The sequence below is a fragment of the Flagellatimonas centrodinii genome (assembly GCF_016918765.2).
Taxonomy (GTDB): Bacteria; Pseudomonadota; Gammaproteobacteria; order Nevskiales; family Nevskiaceae; genus Polycyclovorans; species Polycyclovorans centrodinii.
The window spans coordinates 57,805-75,475 of record NZ_CP092105.1 but is presented as its reverse complement, the minus strand read 5'-3'; the positions used below and the strand labels follow the sequence as shown (position 1 = coordinate 75,475).

Genomic DNA, 17,671 nt, shown 5'->3' with positions numbered 1-17,671 from the left:
TGGCGCATTTTGGGGCCCAGATGAAGGGGTAATGGTCGCCGTTCTCGGTACATGCCGATATAGACCGGCAGGGAGCGACAAAACGACCACTACTGAACGCTCGATTAGTTTACCGGAATCAGCGAATCGCTGTGAGGAACGTACACGAAGGCATCGATCGGGCAGCCATAGACGGCCTCCAAGATAGGACGGTACTCATCGAGCTGTGGCCGATAGCGATCAATATGATCGGCCGCATCAGGCGAAGTCTTGTAATCCACCAAATAGCCTTGCCCATCCTCGATCCAGAACCGATCGACAATGGCAGCAACCCATCGGCCTTCCCGGTAACCTGCCACTCTTCGCTCGCTCAGTTCGATGGGCCGCTGCTTCAGAATCCAGGCGCCGTTCTTGCCCTTGACCGTCGCCTCCGCCCACGCGATCACGGTGCATACTGCGTCATCCACGCGGCTCTCAGGCATTCCTCTCCGCCGCATGCCGGCCGCAATCGCCCTGCAGATCTCGCCACGCTCAGTCGCCAACTCGATCCCTCGCTGTCCTTTGACCAGCTTGTCGATCAACTCGTGGTAGAGGATGCCCATCACTCTCCCATGAACCTCGCCCCCGCGTTCGCCCACGCTGATGTTCTCCCGAACCACAGCCTCGCTCGGGCGCACCGACGGATTCTCGGCCGGGACATACCCCTCGATCTCACAGCGCCCCACCCTGTCGGCCAGCAAACGCCCTCTGACAGGCATAGGCTCCGGCACACTCGCGAACGCCCGGGGCACCCTTATCACTTCACCCCGGACTCGCGGCTCAAGAACCGACCACAGGAGCCGTTGCGGCGACGTCGAGTTGAGCATCCTGAGTTCGCCGGCGTCTCCCGTGTGCTCAGACGCACCGAGAGTCAAAGTGAGGCGCTTCTTCGCCCGAGTCATGCCCACGTACAGCACACGCAGCTCTTCGGCTGCAGCTGCCGTTCGGCTCAATCGACTGACAAGCGAATACAGCGATTCAGCGGCCTCGTCTCGCTCACCATTCGGTAGCGCGGCCATCAGAGGCCCCTCGGGTAGAACGTGCATTTCGAGTAGGCGCCTGTCTGGGCGCCGCGGCGCTCGCCAGAGGCCCGGCATGAAGACGTGGTCAAACTCAAGTCCTTTGGCCTTGTGCATCGTCATGATCTGTACCCAACCGCCACCGGTTGTCGCGTACAGTTTCTGAAGTGCCAATTCGAATGCGCCCAGATCCTCGATCGCCCCCGCACGTTCGTGGTCCCGCAGCAACCGGACGGTCGTATTCACGTCCTCAAGCTCTGCGGAAGTAACCACCCAGGGGCCTCCCAACCGAGTCCAGGCCGCCATCACGCGGTCTGACAGCGAGGCCACGAGCCCGGGCTCTGAGGCAACATCGAACAGAACTTCCATCAGCCTCCGACCGCGCAGAGCCCCGTCTTCGGATAACTCCCCGGACTCCAAAGCGGAACGTAACGAAGCGACAAGCGTCCCTCTTGTCCGCCCCTTACACGTAGCCAGCACATCGGCCCAGGAGAATCCAACAAAGGGAGCACGCAGTAGTCCGGCCCATGAAACCCGATCGCCTTCGTGCCAAAGGGCCTTGGCCAGTGAAAGCACGTCCCGCACTGCGTCGGTGTCGGTCAGGGCATCAATGTCCTGGCACGCGTAACTGACACCGGCTGCCTTCATTGCCGGCAGCAGCTGCCTGAGGCTCGCCCGTCCGCGCACCAAGACAGCCACTGTCTCCTTGCTGTCGATCTGCGCAAGTCGGTCAACGATCGCTGCGGCCTCTCCCTCGCCAGCATCCCCTGCGAAGGCCAGCAACTCCACCCTTCCACCCGTCCCCTTGGTCGCAACACTTGGCGAATACGCAACCTCACCCTGGTACGGATCGTCGAGGGCCGGGAACACCTCAGCGCTCAGTTCATTCACCCAACCAACAATCTCATCCCGTGACCGAAAATTGCGCGTGAGCGTTAAGGGCTCCAGCTCAACCCCCCCAAGCCGGCGCTGCTCCCACATCTCAACGAAAAGCCGAACCTCCGCCTGGCGCCACCCGTAGATGCTCTGCTGCGGGTCACCGACCAGAAAGAGTGTTCGACCATCGCCCGGCTCCCAGCCGGAGGTCAGCCCATCGAGCATCATGTACTGCATTTGCGAGGTGTCCTGCGCTTCATCCACGAGCAGATGCCGTATGGAGTAGTCCATACGCTCCGCCAGCGGCACAGTGCCACCTGCCCCAGTAAGCGCGGCATGCGCCCGTAGGCTCACCTCAATGAAATCCACGCCGCCTCGCCGCTGAAAGACCAGCGCGAGGTGAGCCACCAGACGAATCAAGACACTGGCCAGGGCTTGCTGAAGGCCTTCTGCTGACTCCAGCTCGTCAGCATCGGGAAGATCCCTGATCGCAGCAAGCAATGCGGGCGCATTTGGGGTTGCCGCAATCGCAGCCAGACACTCATTCGCAGCCACCGTACGCGGGAGCTTGGCTTCGAATCCCTGGGTCTTAGTCAGTTTCTTCCGGAGTGCAGGTTCCCGAGCGTCAGCCGTCAGAAGCACTGCCGAAATTGCCTTCCACGTTCGCATGTCTGGGACCCCTCCCGGGGAGAGGCCACCATCCCACAACTGCAGCTCCGCTCCCAGCATGGCGATCGCCTCCAACGGTGATCCGATCTGGGAACGCGCAGAACTGGCACGTTGATCAAAAATGGCGCGCACAAGCGTTGCCACCCCATCACCGCGGCGGCCGCTGGCGATCTCGTATACCGTTGAGAGCCACTGATCCCGACAAGCAAGCATCGTCGACCCGAGATCAATAAGTCGGTCGGCACGGTTCTCCCCCACAGCCATGACCCGTGCCAGCGCAGCCCGAAACTCGGCATCATCAACGCCGGCTCCATCCAGGTCAGCCAACAGATCGAGCACCGCTTCGCGATACAACAGGTCCGGCCGCTGCTCGATTCTCAACGAACCGCCGAACCCGCTGACCACCGGCGCGAGCCCCGCAAGGTAGCTGTTCAGGCTGTCGAGCGTCATGACCCGCACCCGAGCCGCATTCTGACGGAGGTTCCAGCCCTTGGCTGTGTCCCGATGCGATACCGACACCGCGGCTGCTCTTACCGCCCTGTCGTGTGGCGGCACGCTTGCCTCGTCCCGGTCCGCAAGCGCCAGTGCTTCCGCGATCCGGTGCCTCATTTCGTTCACGGCCTTATTGGTGAACGTCAGGGCCAGAACCTCTTCCGGCTGCTCTACCGTCAGCAACGCATTCAGGTAGCGCAGCACGAGAAGAGTGGTCTTCCCAGAACCCGCTGGCGCCTTTACAAGGGGACTGATTCCGATATCCACAGCCCGAATACGCGCCTGTTCATCGTTGTCGATCATCAGAATACCGGCTCCTCATTTTGCAGACTGATTGGCGGTGCGGCTCTCAGCAGTGGATAGAGGTCCTTCGAGAAGCTGTTTGCCTGCATCGCAGACCTCACAACCTCAATGTCCCCCTTCATGAAACGCCCCGCCAACTTGGCGATCGCCAGGCGCCACTCGTCCACAATTGCACCCCAGTGCGCGACTCCGTCCCCGGTCCCATCTCGAGCCCCTGGAATCAAGCGACTCACGAAATTGCTCAGCACCAGGAAGCCGCAGCCCCCCCGGCGAACCCGTGCGAACCCTATGCCATCAATCCTTGGAACTCCGTGAGCGGGCCAGTCGATGAAGGCCGCGTAGATCGGCAGCTGGGGCTCAGCCATAGACTGAGCATCCCAGTCAGTCACCTTGAGGCTTGAGGACGATTTGTAGTCGAGGATCATGAACCTCGACTCCCCGTTGACGATGATCCGGTCGACGCGGTCGACCACAACATCCGTTTCAATTCCTTCAAGGTTCACGGAGGCCTTCAGCTCCGTCGCGACCACCTCAAACGGGTGCTCACGCCTTGCTTCAAGTTCAAGCCATTCCACCAGCAGCAGAGCTAGGCGAGACACCTCAGCATCGACCAGCCCCTGCCCGTAAACCTTCGCCGGCAGACACTCCATGCACACCTTCTCTGCCGTGCGCTGCGCCATCGACTCAATCTCAGTGGTCGCGAGCGCCTGCAGTGCCTCCTGCGTCTTGAGCGTGGACCAGATCAGCTGAAGGGCACGATGAAGGGCGATGCCCTGATCCCGTGCATCAAGGCCGTCTTTTACCGCGGGAAACTCGGACAGCCCAAGCCGGTACCGGGCGAATGCGAGAAACGGCATTTCGGCCATCCTGGTGATGATTCCAGTACCTCCTCGGATGCCTTCAGCTTTTGCATTGACCACGGGCGGAAGATCGGGCTCGTATCCAGGGGCTTCGATAGACTCCCTGCCCGCCATCATCGCCAGAGGCCCCGGGCCGACCTCGGCTCCGCACGGTGCAGCGAACTCCCAGTCCAGGAACAACGGGGAAGAAAAAAGCTCGGCGCCATCGTCCGTCGCAGCAGGGACCACCAGAGTGATATCCGGCGCCATCGCCCCCAGCAAGCCAACCCAATGCCGCCATGACAGGAGGGCTCCATCCGGTGTCGCGTCGGGGACACCAATGGCCTCAAGGATCTCTGCGCTCACGAATCCCGAGCTAGTTGCCGGCGGCGGGAGCACGTGTGCATTCGCATTGCAGACGTAAACGCGGTCAAATCTGAGGCTGTCAGCGTCGGCAAAGCTGAGAATCTGTACCGGCTGCTCATGTTCCGGTGACAACTGTGTCGGCAGGTCAGAAAGCACTTCTCGGAGCCACTGCAAAGCGCCTCCCCGCGACACCGCCTGAAGCTGTCTGTCCATGGCACGGAAGGCGTCCAGAGCCTCATCCCAGCGACCCAGCACTTGCTGCAAGGCCTGATCGCACTCTTGCTCTGCAGCGGTACCGCGCCACCCCGCGAGCGCCAACGAACTCAACCATCGTTCGACCCATTCACTCGGCATGGCTGAGCTACCTCCCTGTTGAGCCGAGATGTGCCAAGCCTCGAGGCGCCCAGGTAGTGGGTTGTGGCATTCAGCCAACGGCCGTTGGATGTCAACCAGGCGCGCCAACCCACACACCGATCCCGCACGGTTCCGGAGCCTCAGATCTGCCTCAGCGCGGTGTCTTGCGGAGACATCATGGAAGAGGTTCGGGGAAAGCAGCACCCGCGAAGCGTCTTCCGTCCGACACGGCCCCGATTCCAGTGCCAAGCAGTCAAGGGCCGCCTCAATCAATGGGTGCTCCATGAGGGAACCTCCCCGCGCATAGCGCCATGGAAACCGACCCTGATGCTGCCCACAGATCTGTCCCTGCGGCGACACACGATCTCTCAACGTCGCCTCGAGTCTCGGCATTGCCTCCCGAACGTCGTCGACCAACACCGCGATCGAAGGGGCTTCCCCTCCTGACGCTCTCGCCCGCTCAAGTTGATCACGAATCGCGCTTGCCACCCATTCGTACTGGCGCCCTGGCGTGGCAACATCGACTCGCTGCGCATTCACGGGCAGACGCGGAGCCTCCACATGCTCCTTCGCCCCCTTCTCTACGAGCGCATTCACGATATCGCGCGTCACGCCACTCACGCGCTCGAAGCCCAGCAGCATGGTCGGCACCGGCAGCTCCCACGCAGGTTCGCGAATCGCTGTACGCACCCGGATGGCCACCTGCTCCTCCAGCACAAACCCACCTTCGTCGACTCGGCGCACGACCTCGGCGAACCAGGCGTTGAATGCTTGTTCATCGTCCGTCGGCAATGGCCTACCGCACGACTCGGGACCGCCCCCGTGGCGCATGACCAATCGAGCCGCCGTCCGCGCGCTCCGCGCTGCCGGACCAGGCGAAATCAGCTGCCCCCCCGTATCACTCGCCTGGATGACGTCAAGCCAGATCGCCAGCTCCTGCGCGCCATTCAGCAGCTGGGTATCAGGCCACGACTGCTCCCAGAGCCCCAAAACGAAACTTCTCATCGAGACGATGTCAGGAGCCAACCATCCACGCCGATCCTCCGCCCGCATCTGCCGGTTAAAGCGCACTCTCAGATCACGAGCCAGCCGCTCGCTACCGGCGATGATCCGATGTCCCTGCTCCGCACATGTCACCCAATCCATATCACTCTCCAGTTGCCCCATCCCAGCAGCCACATAGATGCCCCGCAACCCTAGCCAGCTACACCACTTCGGGCACTGCTCTTCGTCCCTCCAACCACTCAAGAAAGGCGGGAGAAACGCTCGGACCGGAGAAGTCGAGCATCCCCAGACCCAAGTACTCACCGTGGATGTCGCCGGCGACCCACCTGCGACCCGTCTCCTCTGCGGCCATCGCGACCTGCAGGGTCCCCGACATACCATCCACCACCAGCTGTCCCTCAGCCGTGAGGAACTCCACCAGAAATCTGGCCAGCGTCTTAGGGAATGTAGCCGGGTGTACTGGCAGCCCGGCCGCTTCGGCCGCGCCCTTCAAGTGCCTTTGGCGTGGGCACGGTGTCGGAAAGCGCAGGACATTTCGGGGAATGGCCCCGGCCGTCTTACCCCGGAAGCCTGAGCCGCTACCTCGCCCCCCATTCGTTGCCACGACACTCCGTTCCTGAAGCAGTGCGTGAGCCCGCGAATGCGGCTGCAGAACCCGTCGGTTGTCAGCAAAGCAGTCAGCAGGCGAATTGCAGAACCAGAGAAGGGGCTCATAGCCAGCGTTGAGCTGCACACGCTTCTTGCTCGCCCATGCCAGAGGGCCCGGTGCCTTGTTGGGGTTCTCCCACACCAGCGTATCCATTCGACTGAGGCCCAGCCGGTCATTCAACGCGATCGCAAGTCTCTCATTGATGAGATGCCTCGACGGAAGCATGGGCTCAAACAGGTCATTGCCCATGTTGAGGCAAATGCTTGCTCCCCTGGCGAGCTTTCTCACGACCGGTTCGAGGATCTTGCACAACCAGTCGACGAACTGACCAGGCGTTGGGTTGCCGTAGGCGCGCGGCGCCGATAGGGCGTACGGCGGTGAGCTCAGGTACAGGTGGATGTCCTCGTCGACGGCATCAGCCAGGGTCGCGCAATCGGCCCACACGGCCAGCCCCAGCTGCGTCGAAAATGCTACAAGCAGGCGCCCACTTACCGCAGGAGTAAGTTCCTCCCGACCCTTGCGTGTCGTGCGCCATGCCCCACGGCGATCCGGCACACGCTCAATCAGGCCTTCGAACTTCAGGGTTTGTTGGATCCAGCGGATGTCCCGCTGCCGAATCGAACGGGGACTTCCGGACCGGCCCACTGGCACTCGGGTCTCCAGCTCAGACGCCGGCACCGCGCCAATTCGAACCGCGTGCTCGTAGATATCTGTGGTGCGGAGCGGATTCTTGCCGGCCGCAATGAAGGCCTTTGATACGACCTCCCTGAGCGCAGCACGTCGGTGATTCCTCCCGGCGTGTGCCCGTGGTCGTGTCTGTTGACCGGGGTCCTTCTGATTGTTCGCTACGTTTTGCTGTCTGAGAGCCATTCGGTACCTCCGTGGGCCCTCAGTCCTACGGATACCTCAGCCCCCCGCAACCCCGCGACCATAGCCGACCCGAAATGGCGTCGCGATGAAGGCGATGAGGAGGCTGCCCCAAACTAGCCAATGGCTCAGAAATTCCGCAGGGACACCTTCCTGCATCAGGTGCCCCAGAACTTGCGGCTCAGCTATGGACACGATCGATGCGCACCAAAACGAAAGCAGGGGCAAGCCGATCAGGACGTCTTGGGTCACGCGCCAAGCGAGCCGCATCACCGCGGTGACCGATGATCCAATATGAAACGCCACCATGTAGGCCACTTTGCCAGCATCGGAAGCCATCATCATCGTGAAAGCCCCCCTCCCTCAATCCAAGGCTCCAGGAGCTCAGGATTGATGGGGTCCGGACACCCCGCCCCACCCGCCAATGAGCACTTGACTCGCAATCCTGGGTGCGCGAGTGCAACAGGTGCAAGCACCGCGCGTCTCAGCGCCTTCTTATGTAGCGCAAACAGCCCGGCCCTAACCGCTCGGTCATCAACCCAGCCGCCTTCCGCGCGCGCGCCGGCGATCAACGCTATAAACGACGCAGCCTCACTGGCCTCGACCACTAGGCCGTTCGCCGTATCCGCCATCTGTGCTTCATTGAGCTCTCTGAATCGCTCTTGTGATTCCGAAATGGGCATGTAGTCAGGGTTAGGATCCCTCAATCGCATCTGTCCGCTCGCCAGATCGGCATCGGACCACTTCATCAATAGACGGAAGGTGGCAGTCGTTGGCAGCTCAGTCACGATCCCTCGAACCGGGCCCAGCGCGGCCCCTCCTTCGTCGCCAGAGCCGAACAAGCTGTAGCTGCCCTGTAGCGCCGCGATCGTCAAGGCCTGCCGATACTCCATTTCGGCGCTGTTCAACCAGGTCCCCGGCGTCTCCAACCTGCTGTACACCGCGAAAAGGAGCCCCCACAGAATCGTGGCGGAACAGAATCCAGCCGCAACGAGGGCAGCCGTCGTCCGGACAGGCACATCATGACCGTACTTCTGGTCGGGGCTCATGGTGCGCTCCGAATCGTTCTCGCCCGTTGACCTCGCTTATGCGCCTGGCTCCACCGAAGGCCAACAAGGGCGAGCAGAAGCGCCAGGCCCCAGAGGCCGAGCCCGCCGGCGCCGACGCCCGTATTCTCTGGCGCGCGCGGGTATCCAATGGTGATCGTCACGAGGCTGCTGCCCCCGTCGATAACAGCTCCCTCGCCCCCTTGGAGCGACACCGAAAAGCTCTTCGGGGCGGAGCCTGGCTCTCCGGCCACTAACGAGATGGTGGCCACCTTGGGGCCCGCCTCTCCGGACGCCCAGGTCAGCGTTTCAATCCCGCTGTCTCCCAGCACATAATCTGTCCCCTCAATCGCGGAGCCATCGATCGCGCGAACCTGCACTGACGCCGTGCCAGAGGCACCGCCGGAGCGTGTTACGACAGCGCGTACGAACCCGGCATCAGCGTCGACCGTTGACTGGTTGACGGACAGCGTGAGCGCGCCTCGCTGCCCATCATCGTCGAGAATGCTGACTGCCGCCGATCCACGTCCGGCTACCAAACTCGCCCCACCTGTCGGCCCAGCAAGCACCACTTGGAATGTCTCCGAACCCTCGTTCAGAGCATCATCGATCAGCGGGATGGCGATTACGCGAGTGCCAGCATCCCCATCCTCCCATTCAACGGTTCCTTGCGTCTGTTGAAAGTCTTGGCCAGCCAATGCGGATCCGCTATTGCTGACGAACTGCACAGACACCGCACCTGCGGAACCACCAACACGCTCAGCGAAGATCAGAGCCTGACCACCGCCTTCACTGACCTCAAGGCTGGTTTCCACCAGCTGAATCTGTCCTGGAGCATCGACTTCATCATCGACGATCGTGATCAGAGCCTCGGATGGGGAACCAACCACCGCTCCACCAAGCGTTTCCGACATCAGTACACGGAACTGCCGGTCGCCATCCCGATCGCTGTTGTCGATGATCGGGATCACCAGGGTTTTGTTTTCCACATCGCCGGCAGCCCATGAGACGGCCGTCGAGGGCATAGTGAAATCGATCCCTGAACGGGCCGTGTCTCCCTCAGCAAATACGCTCACTTCCACCGCACCCGCACTTCCATTGACCCGCCGGACGGTCAAGGTGGCAGATCCAGCAGTTTCCGAGATCGTGAGCGACGGGCTAGCGAATCGCAGTTCCCCAGCCGACACCGTCTCGTCGTCGACAATCGATATCACTGAGCTGGATGTGACTCCAAGACCGGCGCCTTCGGGCGATTCGAGCACAGCCGTCAGAATCTCGGACCCTTCGACCTCGCTGTCGTCGATCATGCCGATTGAGATTGTTTTCGGCTCGCTATCGCCCGCGGCCCAGCGCAGGACGCCCGCCGCGTCGAGGAAGTCGATCGCCGGCTTGGCGGTCCCCCCGACCAAACGGTAGTTCACCGAAGCTGGAAGTATCGCGTCGCCGCTGCGAACGACAGTAATCTCCACCGTCCCCGAGGACTCCGACGCTGACACCGCGCCTGCGACGAACTGAACCGCTGCCCCGGTCGGGACAACGTCATTGTCGAGGATCTCAATGCTTGCCGATCCAATCGCGCCAACTTGGGCACCCGCTACCCCGGCGAACCCGAGGACGATCGTCTCAAGTGCCTCAATCTCGGCATCATCGATGATCGGGATCGCAATCAGGCGAACACCGACCTCACCGCTCTCCCACGAGACCGTCTCCGCAGTATCAGCGAAGTCGGCTCCGGATGTGGCCGTGCCACCCGAAGTGAAGATGCTGGCAGATGCCGGGCCTGCTCCGGAACCCGTGCGCAGAACCGCCACCACGGCCTCGTCGGCGCCCTCCGAAACACCGATCCGCGATTTCACGAAGCTGATAGCCGGTGTCACGCCACCTTCGTCATCAAGGATAGTGATCGTTGCCTCCGGGATGCTTCCGAGCCGCGCACCGCCCGGGCTTGAGAGACGAACCTGGAAGGTCTCGTCCCCCTCGCCAAGTTGGTCTGCAATGATCGGGACTCGAATGATCTTCGCCTGTCCGTCGCCGGCCGCCCAGAGGAGTGATCCGCCGACATTCTGGAAATCACTGCCAGCGGTGGCGCCTCCACTGAGAGTGGAGTAAGCGACACTGGCGGCGCTGGTGAGGGTGCCGGTGCGTACAACCGGAATCTCTATGAAGTCCGCGTCTTCACTGACCGAGAACGCGCCAACAACGAACCCAACCTGGCTGCTCGCATTTGCTCCGTCGTTGTCGAGGATCGTCAGCGTCGCGCCGGCAGGTGACCCGAGCGCCGCCCCCGTCGGGGCGACAAGCTGCAGATTGACCGTCTCGGCCGGCTCTTCATTCCCATCGTCGACGATCGGCAATGTCACCGATTTGATCCCACCCTCTCCAGATGCGAAGACGACGGTTGTCCCAGCATCCTGGAAGTCCTGTCCCGACGTGGCAGTCCCGCCTGTGACAACAAGGCTGACACTGCTCACCTCCGTCAGCCCACCGGTGCGCACGATTCCAATCGAGGCCGTCCCAGACCCTTCGTCGACTGTGAAAGCGCCCTTCGAGAACGCCACGGCCGTCGGCAGCGTTGGATCATCATCGTCGCCGATCTGCACCGAGGCGGTGCTCGGCGCTCCAATCACGGCACCAGTTGCGGTGCTGAGCTGAACAGTGAACTCCTCCGTCGGCTCGTTGAGCTCGTCATTCACGATCTCGACCGTGATGCTCCTTGCGCCGCCTTCCCCCGCCCCCCAGCTCAATGAGCCAGAGGTTTCGACAAAGTCGCTGCCGCCGGTAGCGGTGCCAGATGCCGTGGAGTAACCGACCGCGGCGGCGCCGGTCAGCGTTCCCTGCCGAACGACACTGATCTCGACACTATCGCCGCTCTCGCTCACCGAATACGAACCCTTGATGAACTGGATGCTCGAATCCGACTGGGCACCATCATTGTCGACCAGCGTTACCTGAGCCGAGTTGGTTGCTCCAAGAACGGCGCCCGTCGGATCGGATAGCGAGACCCCGAAGGTTTCGTCACCTTCAGACAGGCCATCATCAGTTATCGGGATCGAGATCGCCTTCGACGCACCATCGCCACTCGCCCACAGGAGGCGTCCACTGATGTCGGTGAAGTCAACGCCGGCTGTAGCAGTGCCGCCAGACGTTGAGAAGGTGACAGAGGACTCTCCGACCAGGTTGCCAGACCGTACGACCTCCACGCTCAGCGTGCCGGCCCCCTCATTGACAGCGAAGGTGCCTTTGGCGAATTGAATCGTCTGCGACCAGGCGGCGGAGCTGGTCAGCAATGCTACGCCAGCGATGAAGGAATGAATGCGCACGTGAGAACCCCACTTGATAGTGATAGCTCTTTAGACGTGCCTGCCCCCCGCAGGGCCCAGAATGACAAAGGACGGGCCTCTGCCCGTCCTTTGTCCAACGCTTGGCGGCGTCACGGACGTGCGACTAGCGTCAACATCATCTGGGCGCCGGATTCACATCACAACGATACTGAAGTCGAAAGAGTGTGCGTCCCATCAATGTCCGTGCAGCTCGCCTGAACGCTTACCGGCCCGGTCGGCAGCTGATTCTTTGGGACCGACCATGCCTGCACCCGCTGATTTGTAATTGAGCCTCCAGCGATCATGTCGTTGTCAAGGAAGGCGCCGAACCCACCATTGGCCCTGTCAGTGAACTGCGCAACGCCGTTTACACTCAATGAGCAACGGGATTGGTTTGCTTGTCCAGATGGCATTCTGGCGCTGATGCCGTCAACCGACCGATAGTTCGCGATGCCATTCGCCAGAAGGTAGAGACGATCCGCAGCCGAGTTGTCGATCGCCAGCTGTGGCGCTTGATTGCGAATTCGAACGCTTGAACTGATAGTGCTGCTATCACCAAATACGTCAGTACAAGTGGCATCAATCGAGTAATTTCGCTCCCCGATGGAGGAACTCACATGCGGAGCGACGACTTGGCCTTCCAACAGCTCCACCATGGATCCCGATATTCCGTCCATTGTTTCCGAACCATCCAAGGTTACCGGGATGTACTGAAACGCTGCAGGCTGTCCATTGAAGCTGACACTGCAGGTATTCGGACGCGCGTATCTCGGGGCCTCGAAGGTCACGTATGGCGTATCAATACTTGCACCAGGACTTGGAAACCCGAGTCGATCAATCACGCGCATGTGGGCCGGTATGAAGCCTTTCTCGACGATCGTCGATGGCGACCTCTCTGTAAATCGACCGCAGGCGATCGTTTGATTGGTTCCGGGCACTGGCGTTTGAGCTGGTACTACCGTTCCAGATGAAGGTATCTGGGAGTACTGGAATTGATTCGTGACCCCTGACCATTCACTTGACACTCCAGCGCCAGAAGCCCGGCAAAGAAATCCCTCTCCATCAACAACTCTGTAGGTATATGGAGTGTTTCGGCGAGCGATTGGAGGGAAGTTTGGGTTCGTCACAATGCTTGAGAAGACGCTCACCGTGCTTCGAACTACACCCCCACCGATGAACTCCACTCTTGTACTTGGTGGTAGCACGCCGGTCACTGTGACAGTGTCACTGCGACTGACTCCGGCAGGATCAAAGCAAGTGAACGTATATGATCTTTCTCCCGCAGCTGCGCCAAGGATTCTATTTCCGTTCAGGCTGTTTCCGTTGAAGAGCGATTGACCGGGATTGCTGCATGACGCTGCCCCCGTGGAGGTCCATGTCACTCGCGCGGGCGAATCGTAGTTGACGGTGTATCGGGCGGCATCTGCTGCCAGGTCAACGGTCATTGACGTTTGACCGCCACCACCACCATCGTTGTCCTCCGGATTGATGAAGCCCCCACCCGCCCCGGGGTCATAGGTTGCGTCTGGGAGCTCGTCGCCCGTTGAGTCGCTGCCCGAGAGGATTGATCCGCGCATCACGGATGGATCGATCGCTGCTCGCTCGGCATAAGCCGCGGCCGGCATCATCGCGGCCACCATCAGCGCAGCGAATGAAAGTTGCTTCATGGGGTATCTCCAGCAGTGATGAGTGACATCGCTTCGCCCGGGTCCCGGGTCTCAGGCGCATAGGTCGCAGGCGGCAAGCTCCCGGCGTGTGCGCTATCGCGCCCAACGAGGGTTGATCCCCGAAAGGCGGAGAGATCAACACGGGATTCGCGCTGCTCAATCGCCCCGTCTTCGCGGCTCAGCCGCAGGGTTTCCGGCGATCGGGAGGAATTACCCTGCGCCACAGCGACCAGCGGCATCATCAGGGCCGTGAATAGAGCGGCGGTTGTGAGCTTCATGGTGGATTAGACCGTGCCGGTGACCATTTCCACGATTCAGGTGCACCTGGTTGCCGTCTAGGCAAATGCCGTGCAGGCTCCGAACTTAGTCACTTAGATGAAATTGCTCATAACACCGTGAACACCAACAAAAGCAGTCCCATGAACTCAGCTCTCGTGGTCTCCCTGGGAATCAGTGCCATCGCACTGGCTGCCTGCTCTGGATCGGTCGAGCCCCCTTCTCCCGTCGGGAGCCAGGTTCCGCATGTCGATCCCCTAAATCTGATCAGTGGCGCTGGAGTTCTGTCACTCCCATCGGCGCCATTGGACAAGTCTTTCGACGAGTCCCAGGCTCGGTTTGCGCACAACGTTGGTACCCCGGTAGCGCTTTCCGATGGGGCTTGGATGGAGCTGGCCAACGGCATGCATCGTTGGAGCCTCGAGGTCTCTACTCCGGATGGCATCTCCATCGGCGCCCACATTGAAGACATCTATTTGCCTGAAGGCAGCTCGATGTCCATCAGGCTGCCTATGCAGCCCGATCTCGACAAGACTTATGGCCCCGAGGACACACGCCAGGGTCAGTTTTGGATCCTGCACCGGCCGGCCACCACGATCTCGATTGAACTGCTGGTGCCCTCACAGCGGCTCGCCGACCTTCGCTTCTTCATCGGGTCATTCCAGGTCGGCTTTCGTGAGCCTGCTGCGAATGTGGCCCCCGCCCCTTTGGCCAAAAGCGGGAAGCTCGGTAACACAGGCACCTTCTCCATGAGCGCCCAAGCCGAGCCCAAAGCGGCCTCATGTCCGGAGATCGTCAATTACGCCTGCCAAAGTGGTGGCACGGCCGATCCATCCAGTGTCGTAGTGCTCTTCGGCAACGTCTCCCAATGCTCAGGAACGCTTGTCGCCGACAGCCTCGGATCTCAGATCCCCTACGTCCTCACCGCAGCCCATTGCGCCGACGCTCCTGCCAGCGAGGTTGTAACGGTGTTCGGCTCACTCACCCCTTGTGGCAACGAGCTGCAAACGTATCTCTTTGCCACCAACAAGGGCCAGGTGCATGGCGCTTCGATCGTTGCCGAGGCACAAGACGGACTCCTCCTGCGCTTGGACGAAAACCCACCGGCTGCCGCCGGCGCCATCCTGAAGGGCTATGACGCCACAGATGTGATCCCAGCCACAGCTGAGATTGTTCACCATGCCGGTGGGCGAGCCCAGCAATATGCGTTTGGTGATCAGGTCAAGCGGTTCAACATTTTTACCCCCGACGGCACCATCCCCGGGTGGCAGGTGCGCATGGTGATGGGGCGAACCTCTAGCGGAGCCTCCGGCGCTGGCGTTGTCGCCGATCGACTGATTGGCACTCACTTTGGAACTGGCCTCAATGACGACGGCTGCTTTGCGTTCGCCCAGCGCATGGCAGTGACCTACGACGGCGGAGCGTCAGCCGTACTCGGCCCCGCGCGAACGAGTGATAGTCGACCTGCTGCCACGCCGACTCCGACACCGACACCGACGCCGACGCCGACTCCGACGCCGACGCCGACGCCGACGCCGACGCCGACGCCGACGCCCACACCGACTCCCACGCCGACTCCGACGCCGACTCCGACGCCCACACCGACGCCGACTCCAACGCCGACGCCGACGCCAACGCCCACACCGACGCCCACACCGACTCCCACGCCGACTCCCACGCCGACTCCGACGCCGACTCCGACGCCGACTCCGACGCCCACACCGACGCCGACTCCAACGCCGACGCCGACGCCGACGCCAACGCCCACACCGACGCCCACGCCGACTCCGACGCCGACTCCAACGCCAACGCCGACGCCCACGCCGACTCCGACGCCGACGCCGACTCCGACGCCGACGCCCACACCGACGCCCACGCCGACTCCGACGCCGACTCCAACGCCAACGCCGACGCCCACGCCGACGCCCACGCCCACACCGACGCCCACGCCCACGCCCACACCGACGCCCACGCCGACTCCGACGCCCACGCCCACGCCCACGCCGACGCCCACGCCGACTCCGACGCCGACTCCGACTCCGACGCCAACGCCCACGCCGACTCCGACGCCGACTCCGACGCCCACACCGACGCCGACTCCAACGCCGACGCCGACGCCGGCGCCTGGTGATGGTGGTGGTGGTGGCGGGTCCGTCGGGCTATTCGCTCTCGTGCCAGCTCTACTCGCAGCCGGCATCCGGCGGAGGCGCGATCAGGAATCGGCGAGGTCAAAGACCTGACTCGTCTGGTCCATCAAGCTGAATGGGGCACGTTGTCAACGTCGGAATACCGACATGGACCCTAGCGAAAGTGAGCACCCCTACCGTGTCGGTATACCGACATGGTAGGGGCTCCTCACTCAACAATGCTTAATCGTTCGCACTATCCAGATCTCGGTTGGCACGCCTATCCATCATCATCGATGTCGGTATACCGACACTCACTGCTGAGTGACCCTTCACCAACAAAAAGGGCCGGCATGAGCCGGCCCGATCCTGAGGCAGAGCGTCAGTTCACCCGCACTGCGTAATCACCTGCACTCTCCCGAACCCGGGAGCCGGCGTGGCCAACCCGTCCTCGGTCAGCACCTGCAGGAATACCTCCCAGCTCGCTCCACGATCGCGCGCGAAAGCATCTGTCAACCCGATTGGCTTGGCAACGGGGCCTGCCGCCCAGCCGCTTGGAACCGTAAAGATCCTTGGCGATAGGCCAGTTCCGCACGTCGGTTTGGGCACGTAGTTCGCTACACCGCCTGCCGGATCCACAGAGATGATTGCAGCGTCACCGAGAAACGAACCAAGACGGCGGTTCACCCCGCCGGCAAGCGCGAACTCGTCTGCAACTGCAGCGCCCTCAACAACAACGTCACCGTCGACGCGCAGAACAGACGTCTCGATCGATAGCCTGCCGTTGGCATCGGCGACGATCCGACTGTTGTAATCCTCGGTGAGCCCGGAGAAATGGAAATCTATGAACGGCTGAGTGAACCCTGATGTCGCGTTCGTTCCCCCGAGCTCGATCCCTCCACTCGACGACTCCAGTTCACTGTAAAGGCCCCCAGGCACATCTGGGCCCCATCGCAGCGCCAGCGTCTCTGTCCGAGATCCAGGCGCTGTATTGCTGATCACCGTGTTGGTTCCTCCGGTCAACGTGCTGTCTGCACCCAGCGTGACGCTGGTATCTACACTCAGCGTGTCAGTGCGGATGTTCCCGTCATTCACGATCGTGATTGAGTTGATCGTGTCGAGATTGGCCGTATCCGCATCGACAGTTGTGGCGGCAACGTCTGTAGCATTCACCGTTGTCGCGTTCACCGTAGTCGCGTTGACCGTCTCGATCCCCAGAATGTCGAATCCATTCATGTCGAGATCTGTTTCCATCCGGTTTCTCTCTGGCTGACCCGGAACAGCCACGCGGAACAGGTACTGATTGTCATTGATCGTCGACCGCGAGAAGCTGGTTGTCACTGTTGTTCCGGTGATGCTAGCGGACCCAAGGGTATTGGCCATCTTCTGGGCCCACCGGTCTTCCGGCGCCGAATTGGTGACGTCCATTCGGAGCGCAGTGCACGAAGTCACAATCGGGCTCCCCCATGAGGTGACGTAGTTTCCACCCCGCTGCTGAAACCCGACCAGGTATCCCGACGCGATGAGAGTATCGATCGCTCCGGCGCAGCCATTGGCTTCATCAGGAAAGGTTCCGAGATCCTGACTGTGCCGTACCGATGCATCGCCAACCGTATACATCTGATGAATCGCGCTGTCGGCGACCTTGCTCTCAGCCCGCTCGAAGAAGCTCGGGATCAATAGCAATGTCCCCACCGTTGCGATCAGGAGTGCGACCTGCACCTCGATCAAGGTGAAGCCGCGGCTGCGATACTTGGTCATGTTCATTCTCGTGCTCCG

At 61.6% G+C, this 17,671-nt stretch carries 9 protein-coding genes and 1 pseudogene; 1 reads left to right on the top strand and 9 read right to left on the bottom strand.

Annotated features, from left to right (window positions below; all coding sequences use genetic code 11):
- Positions 1-104: 104 nt before the first annotated feature.
- The 7 genes from JN531_RS16895 to JN531_RS16865 all read right to left on the bottom strand — a co-directional run bounded on the left by JN531_RS16895 (position 105) and on the right by JN531_RS16865 (position 13,490).
- Positions 105-3,377 (bottom strand): UvrD-helicase domain-containing protein, encoded by a 3,273-nt coding sequence (locus tag JN531_RS16895; protein WP_228350077.1) that lies wholly within the window; start codon positions 3,375-3,377, stop codon positions 105-107.
- Positions 3,377-6,082 carry a PD-(D/E)XK nuclease family protein gene (locus JN531_RS16890; RefSeq protein WP_228350076.1) on the bottom strand — a complete coding sequence of 902 codons (2,706 nt, stop codon included), beginning with the start codon at positions 6,080-6,082 and terminating at the stop codon, positions 3,377-3,379. Before JN531_RS16890 ends, JN531_RS16895 begins: the two co-directional genes overlap by 1 nt.
- A 58-nt stretch (positions 6,083-6,140) precedes the next feature.
- On the bottom strand, positions 6,141-7,460 hold the full coding sequence (locus JN531_RS16885) for a site-specific DNA-methyltransferase (protein WP_228350075.1): 1,320 nt from the start codon (positions 7,458-7,460) through the stop codon (positions 6,141-6,143).
- Positions 7,461-7,496: 36 nt separating this feature from the next.
- A complete protein-coding gene (locus tag JN531_RS16880) occupies positions 7,497-7,802 on the bottom strand; it encodes a hypothetical protein (protein WP_228350074.1) in 306 nt (101 codons plus the stop codon).
- Positions 7,799-8,506 carry a hypothetical protein gene (locus tag JN531_RS16875; RefSeq protein ID WP_228350073.1) on the bottom strand — a complete coding sequence of 236 codons (708 nt, stop codon included), beginning with the start codon at positions 8,504-8,506 and terminating at the stop codon, positions 7,799-7,801. Before JN531_RS16875 ends, JN531_RS16880 begins: the two co-directional genes overlap by 4 nt.
- A complete protein-coding gene (locus JN531_RS16870; RefSeq protein WP_228350072.1) occupies positions 8,503-11,823 on the bottom strand; it encodes a Calx-beta domain-containing protein in 3,321 nt (1,106 codons plus the stop codon). Before JN531_RS16870 ends, JN531_RS16875 begins: the two co-directional genes overlap by 4 nt.
- 158 nt (positions 11,824-11,981) lie before the next feature.
- Positions 11,982-13,490 carry a hypothetical protein gene (locus JN531_RS16865; RefSeq protein ID WP_228350071.1) on the bottom strand — a complete coding sequence of 503 codons (1,509 nt, stop codon included), beginning with the start codon at positions 13,488-13,490 and terminating at the stop codon, positions 11,982-11,984.
- Between the two features lie 419 nt (positions 13,491-13,909).
- Between JN531_RS16865 and JN531_RS17530 the strand changes: the two are divergent.
- A pseudogene (locus tag JN531_RS17530) lies at positions 13,910-15,055 on the top strand (trypsin-like serine peptidase); the annotation flags it as partial.
- Positions 15,056-15,174: 119 nt separating this feature from the next.
- Here JN531_RS17530 and JN531_RS16855 read toward each other — a convergent pair.
- Both JN531_RS16855 and JN531_RS16850 read right to left on the bottom strand, forming a co-directional pair.
- Positions 15,175-15,852: a hypothetical protein gene (locus JN531_RS16855; protein WP_228350069.1), complete on the bottom strand. Its 678-nt coding sequence runs from the start codon at positions 15,850-15,852 to the stop codon at positions 15,175-15,177.
- A gap of 427 nt (positions 15,853-16,279) precedes the next feature.
- Positions 16,280-17,659, bottom strand: coding sequence for a type II secretion system protein (locus JN531_RS16850; RefSeq protein WP_228350068.1), 1,380 nt, complete (start codon positions 17,657-17,659; stop codon positions 16,280-16,282).
- Between the last annotated feature and the right edge of the window lie 12 nt (positions 17,660-17,671).

Bases quoted from the DNA above. Each gene is read 5' to 3' on its own strand.
- JN531_RS16875 (WP_228350073.1), bottom strand. From the start codon at position 8,506: ATGAGCCCCGACCAGAAGTACGGTCATGATGTGCCTGTCCGGACGACG.
- JN531_RS16890 (WP_228350076.1), bottom strand. From the start codon at position 6,082: ATGGATTGGGTGACATGTGCGGAGCAGGGACATCGGATCATCGCCGGT.
- JN531_RS16880 (WP_228350074.1), bottom strand. From the start codon at position 7,802: ATGATGATGGCTTCCGATGCTGGCAAAGTGGCCTACATGGTGGCGTTT.
- JN531_RS16895 (WP_228350077.1), bottom strand. From the start codon at position 3,377: ATGATCGACAACGATGAACAGGCGCGTATTCGGGCTGTGGATATCGGA.
- JN531_RS16885 (WP_228350075.1), bottom strand. From the start codon at position 7,460: ATGGCTCTCAGACAGCAAAACGTAGCGAACAATCAGAAGGACCCCGGT.
- JN531_RS16850 (WP_228350068.1), bottom strand. From the start codon at position 17,659: ATGAACATGACCAAGTATCGCAGCCGCGGCTTCACCTTGATCGAGGTG.
- JN531_RS16865 (WP_228350071.1), bottom strand. From the start codon at position 13,490: ATGAAGCAACTTTCATTCGCTGCGCTGATGGTGGCCGCGATGATGCCG.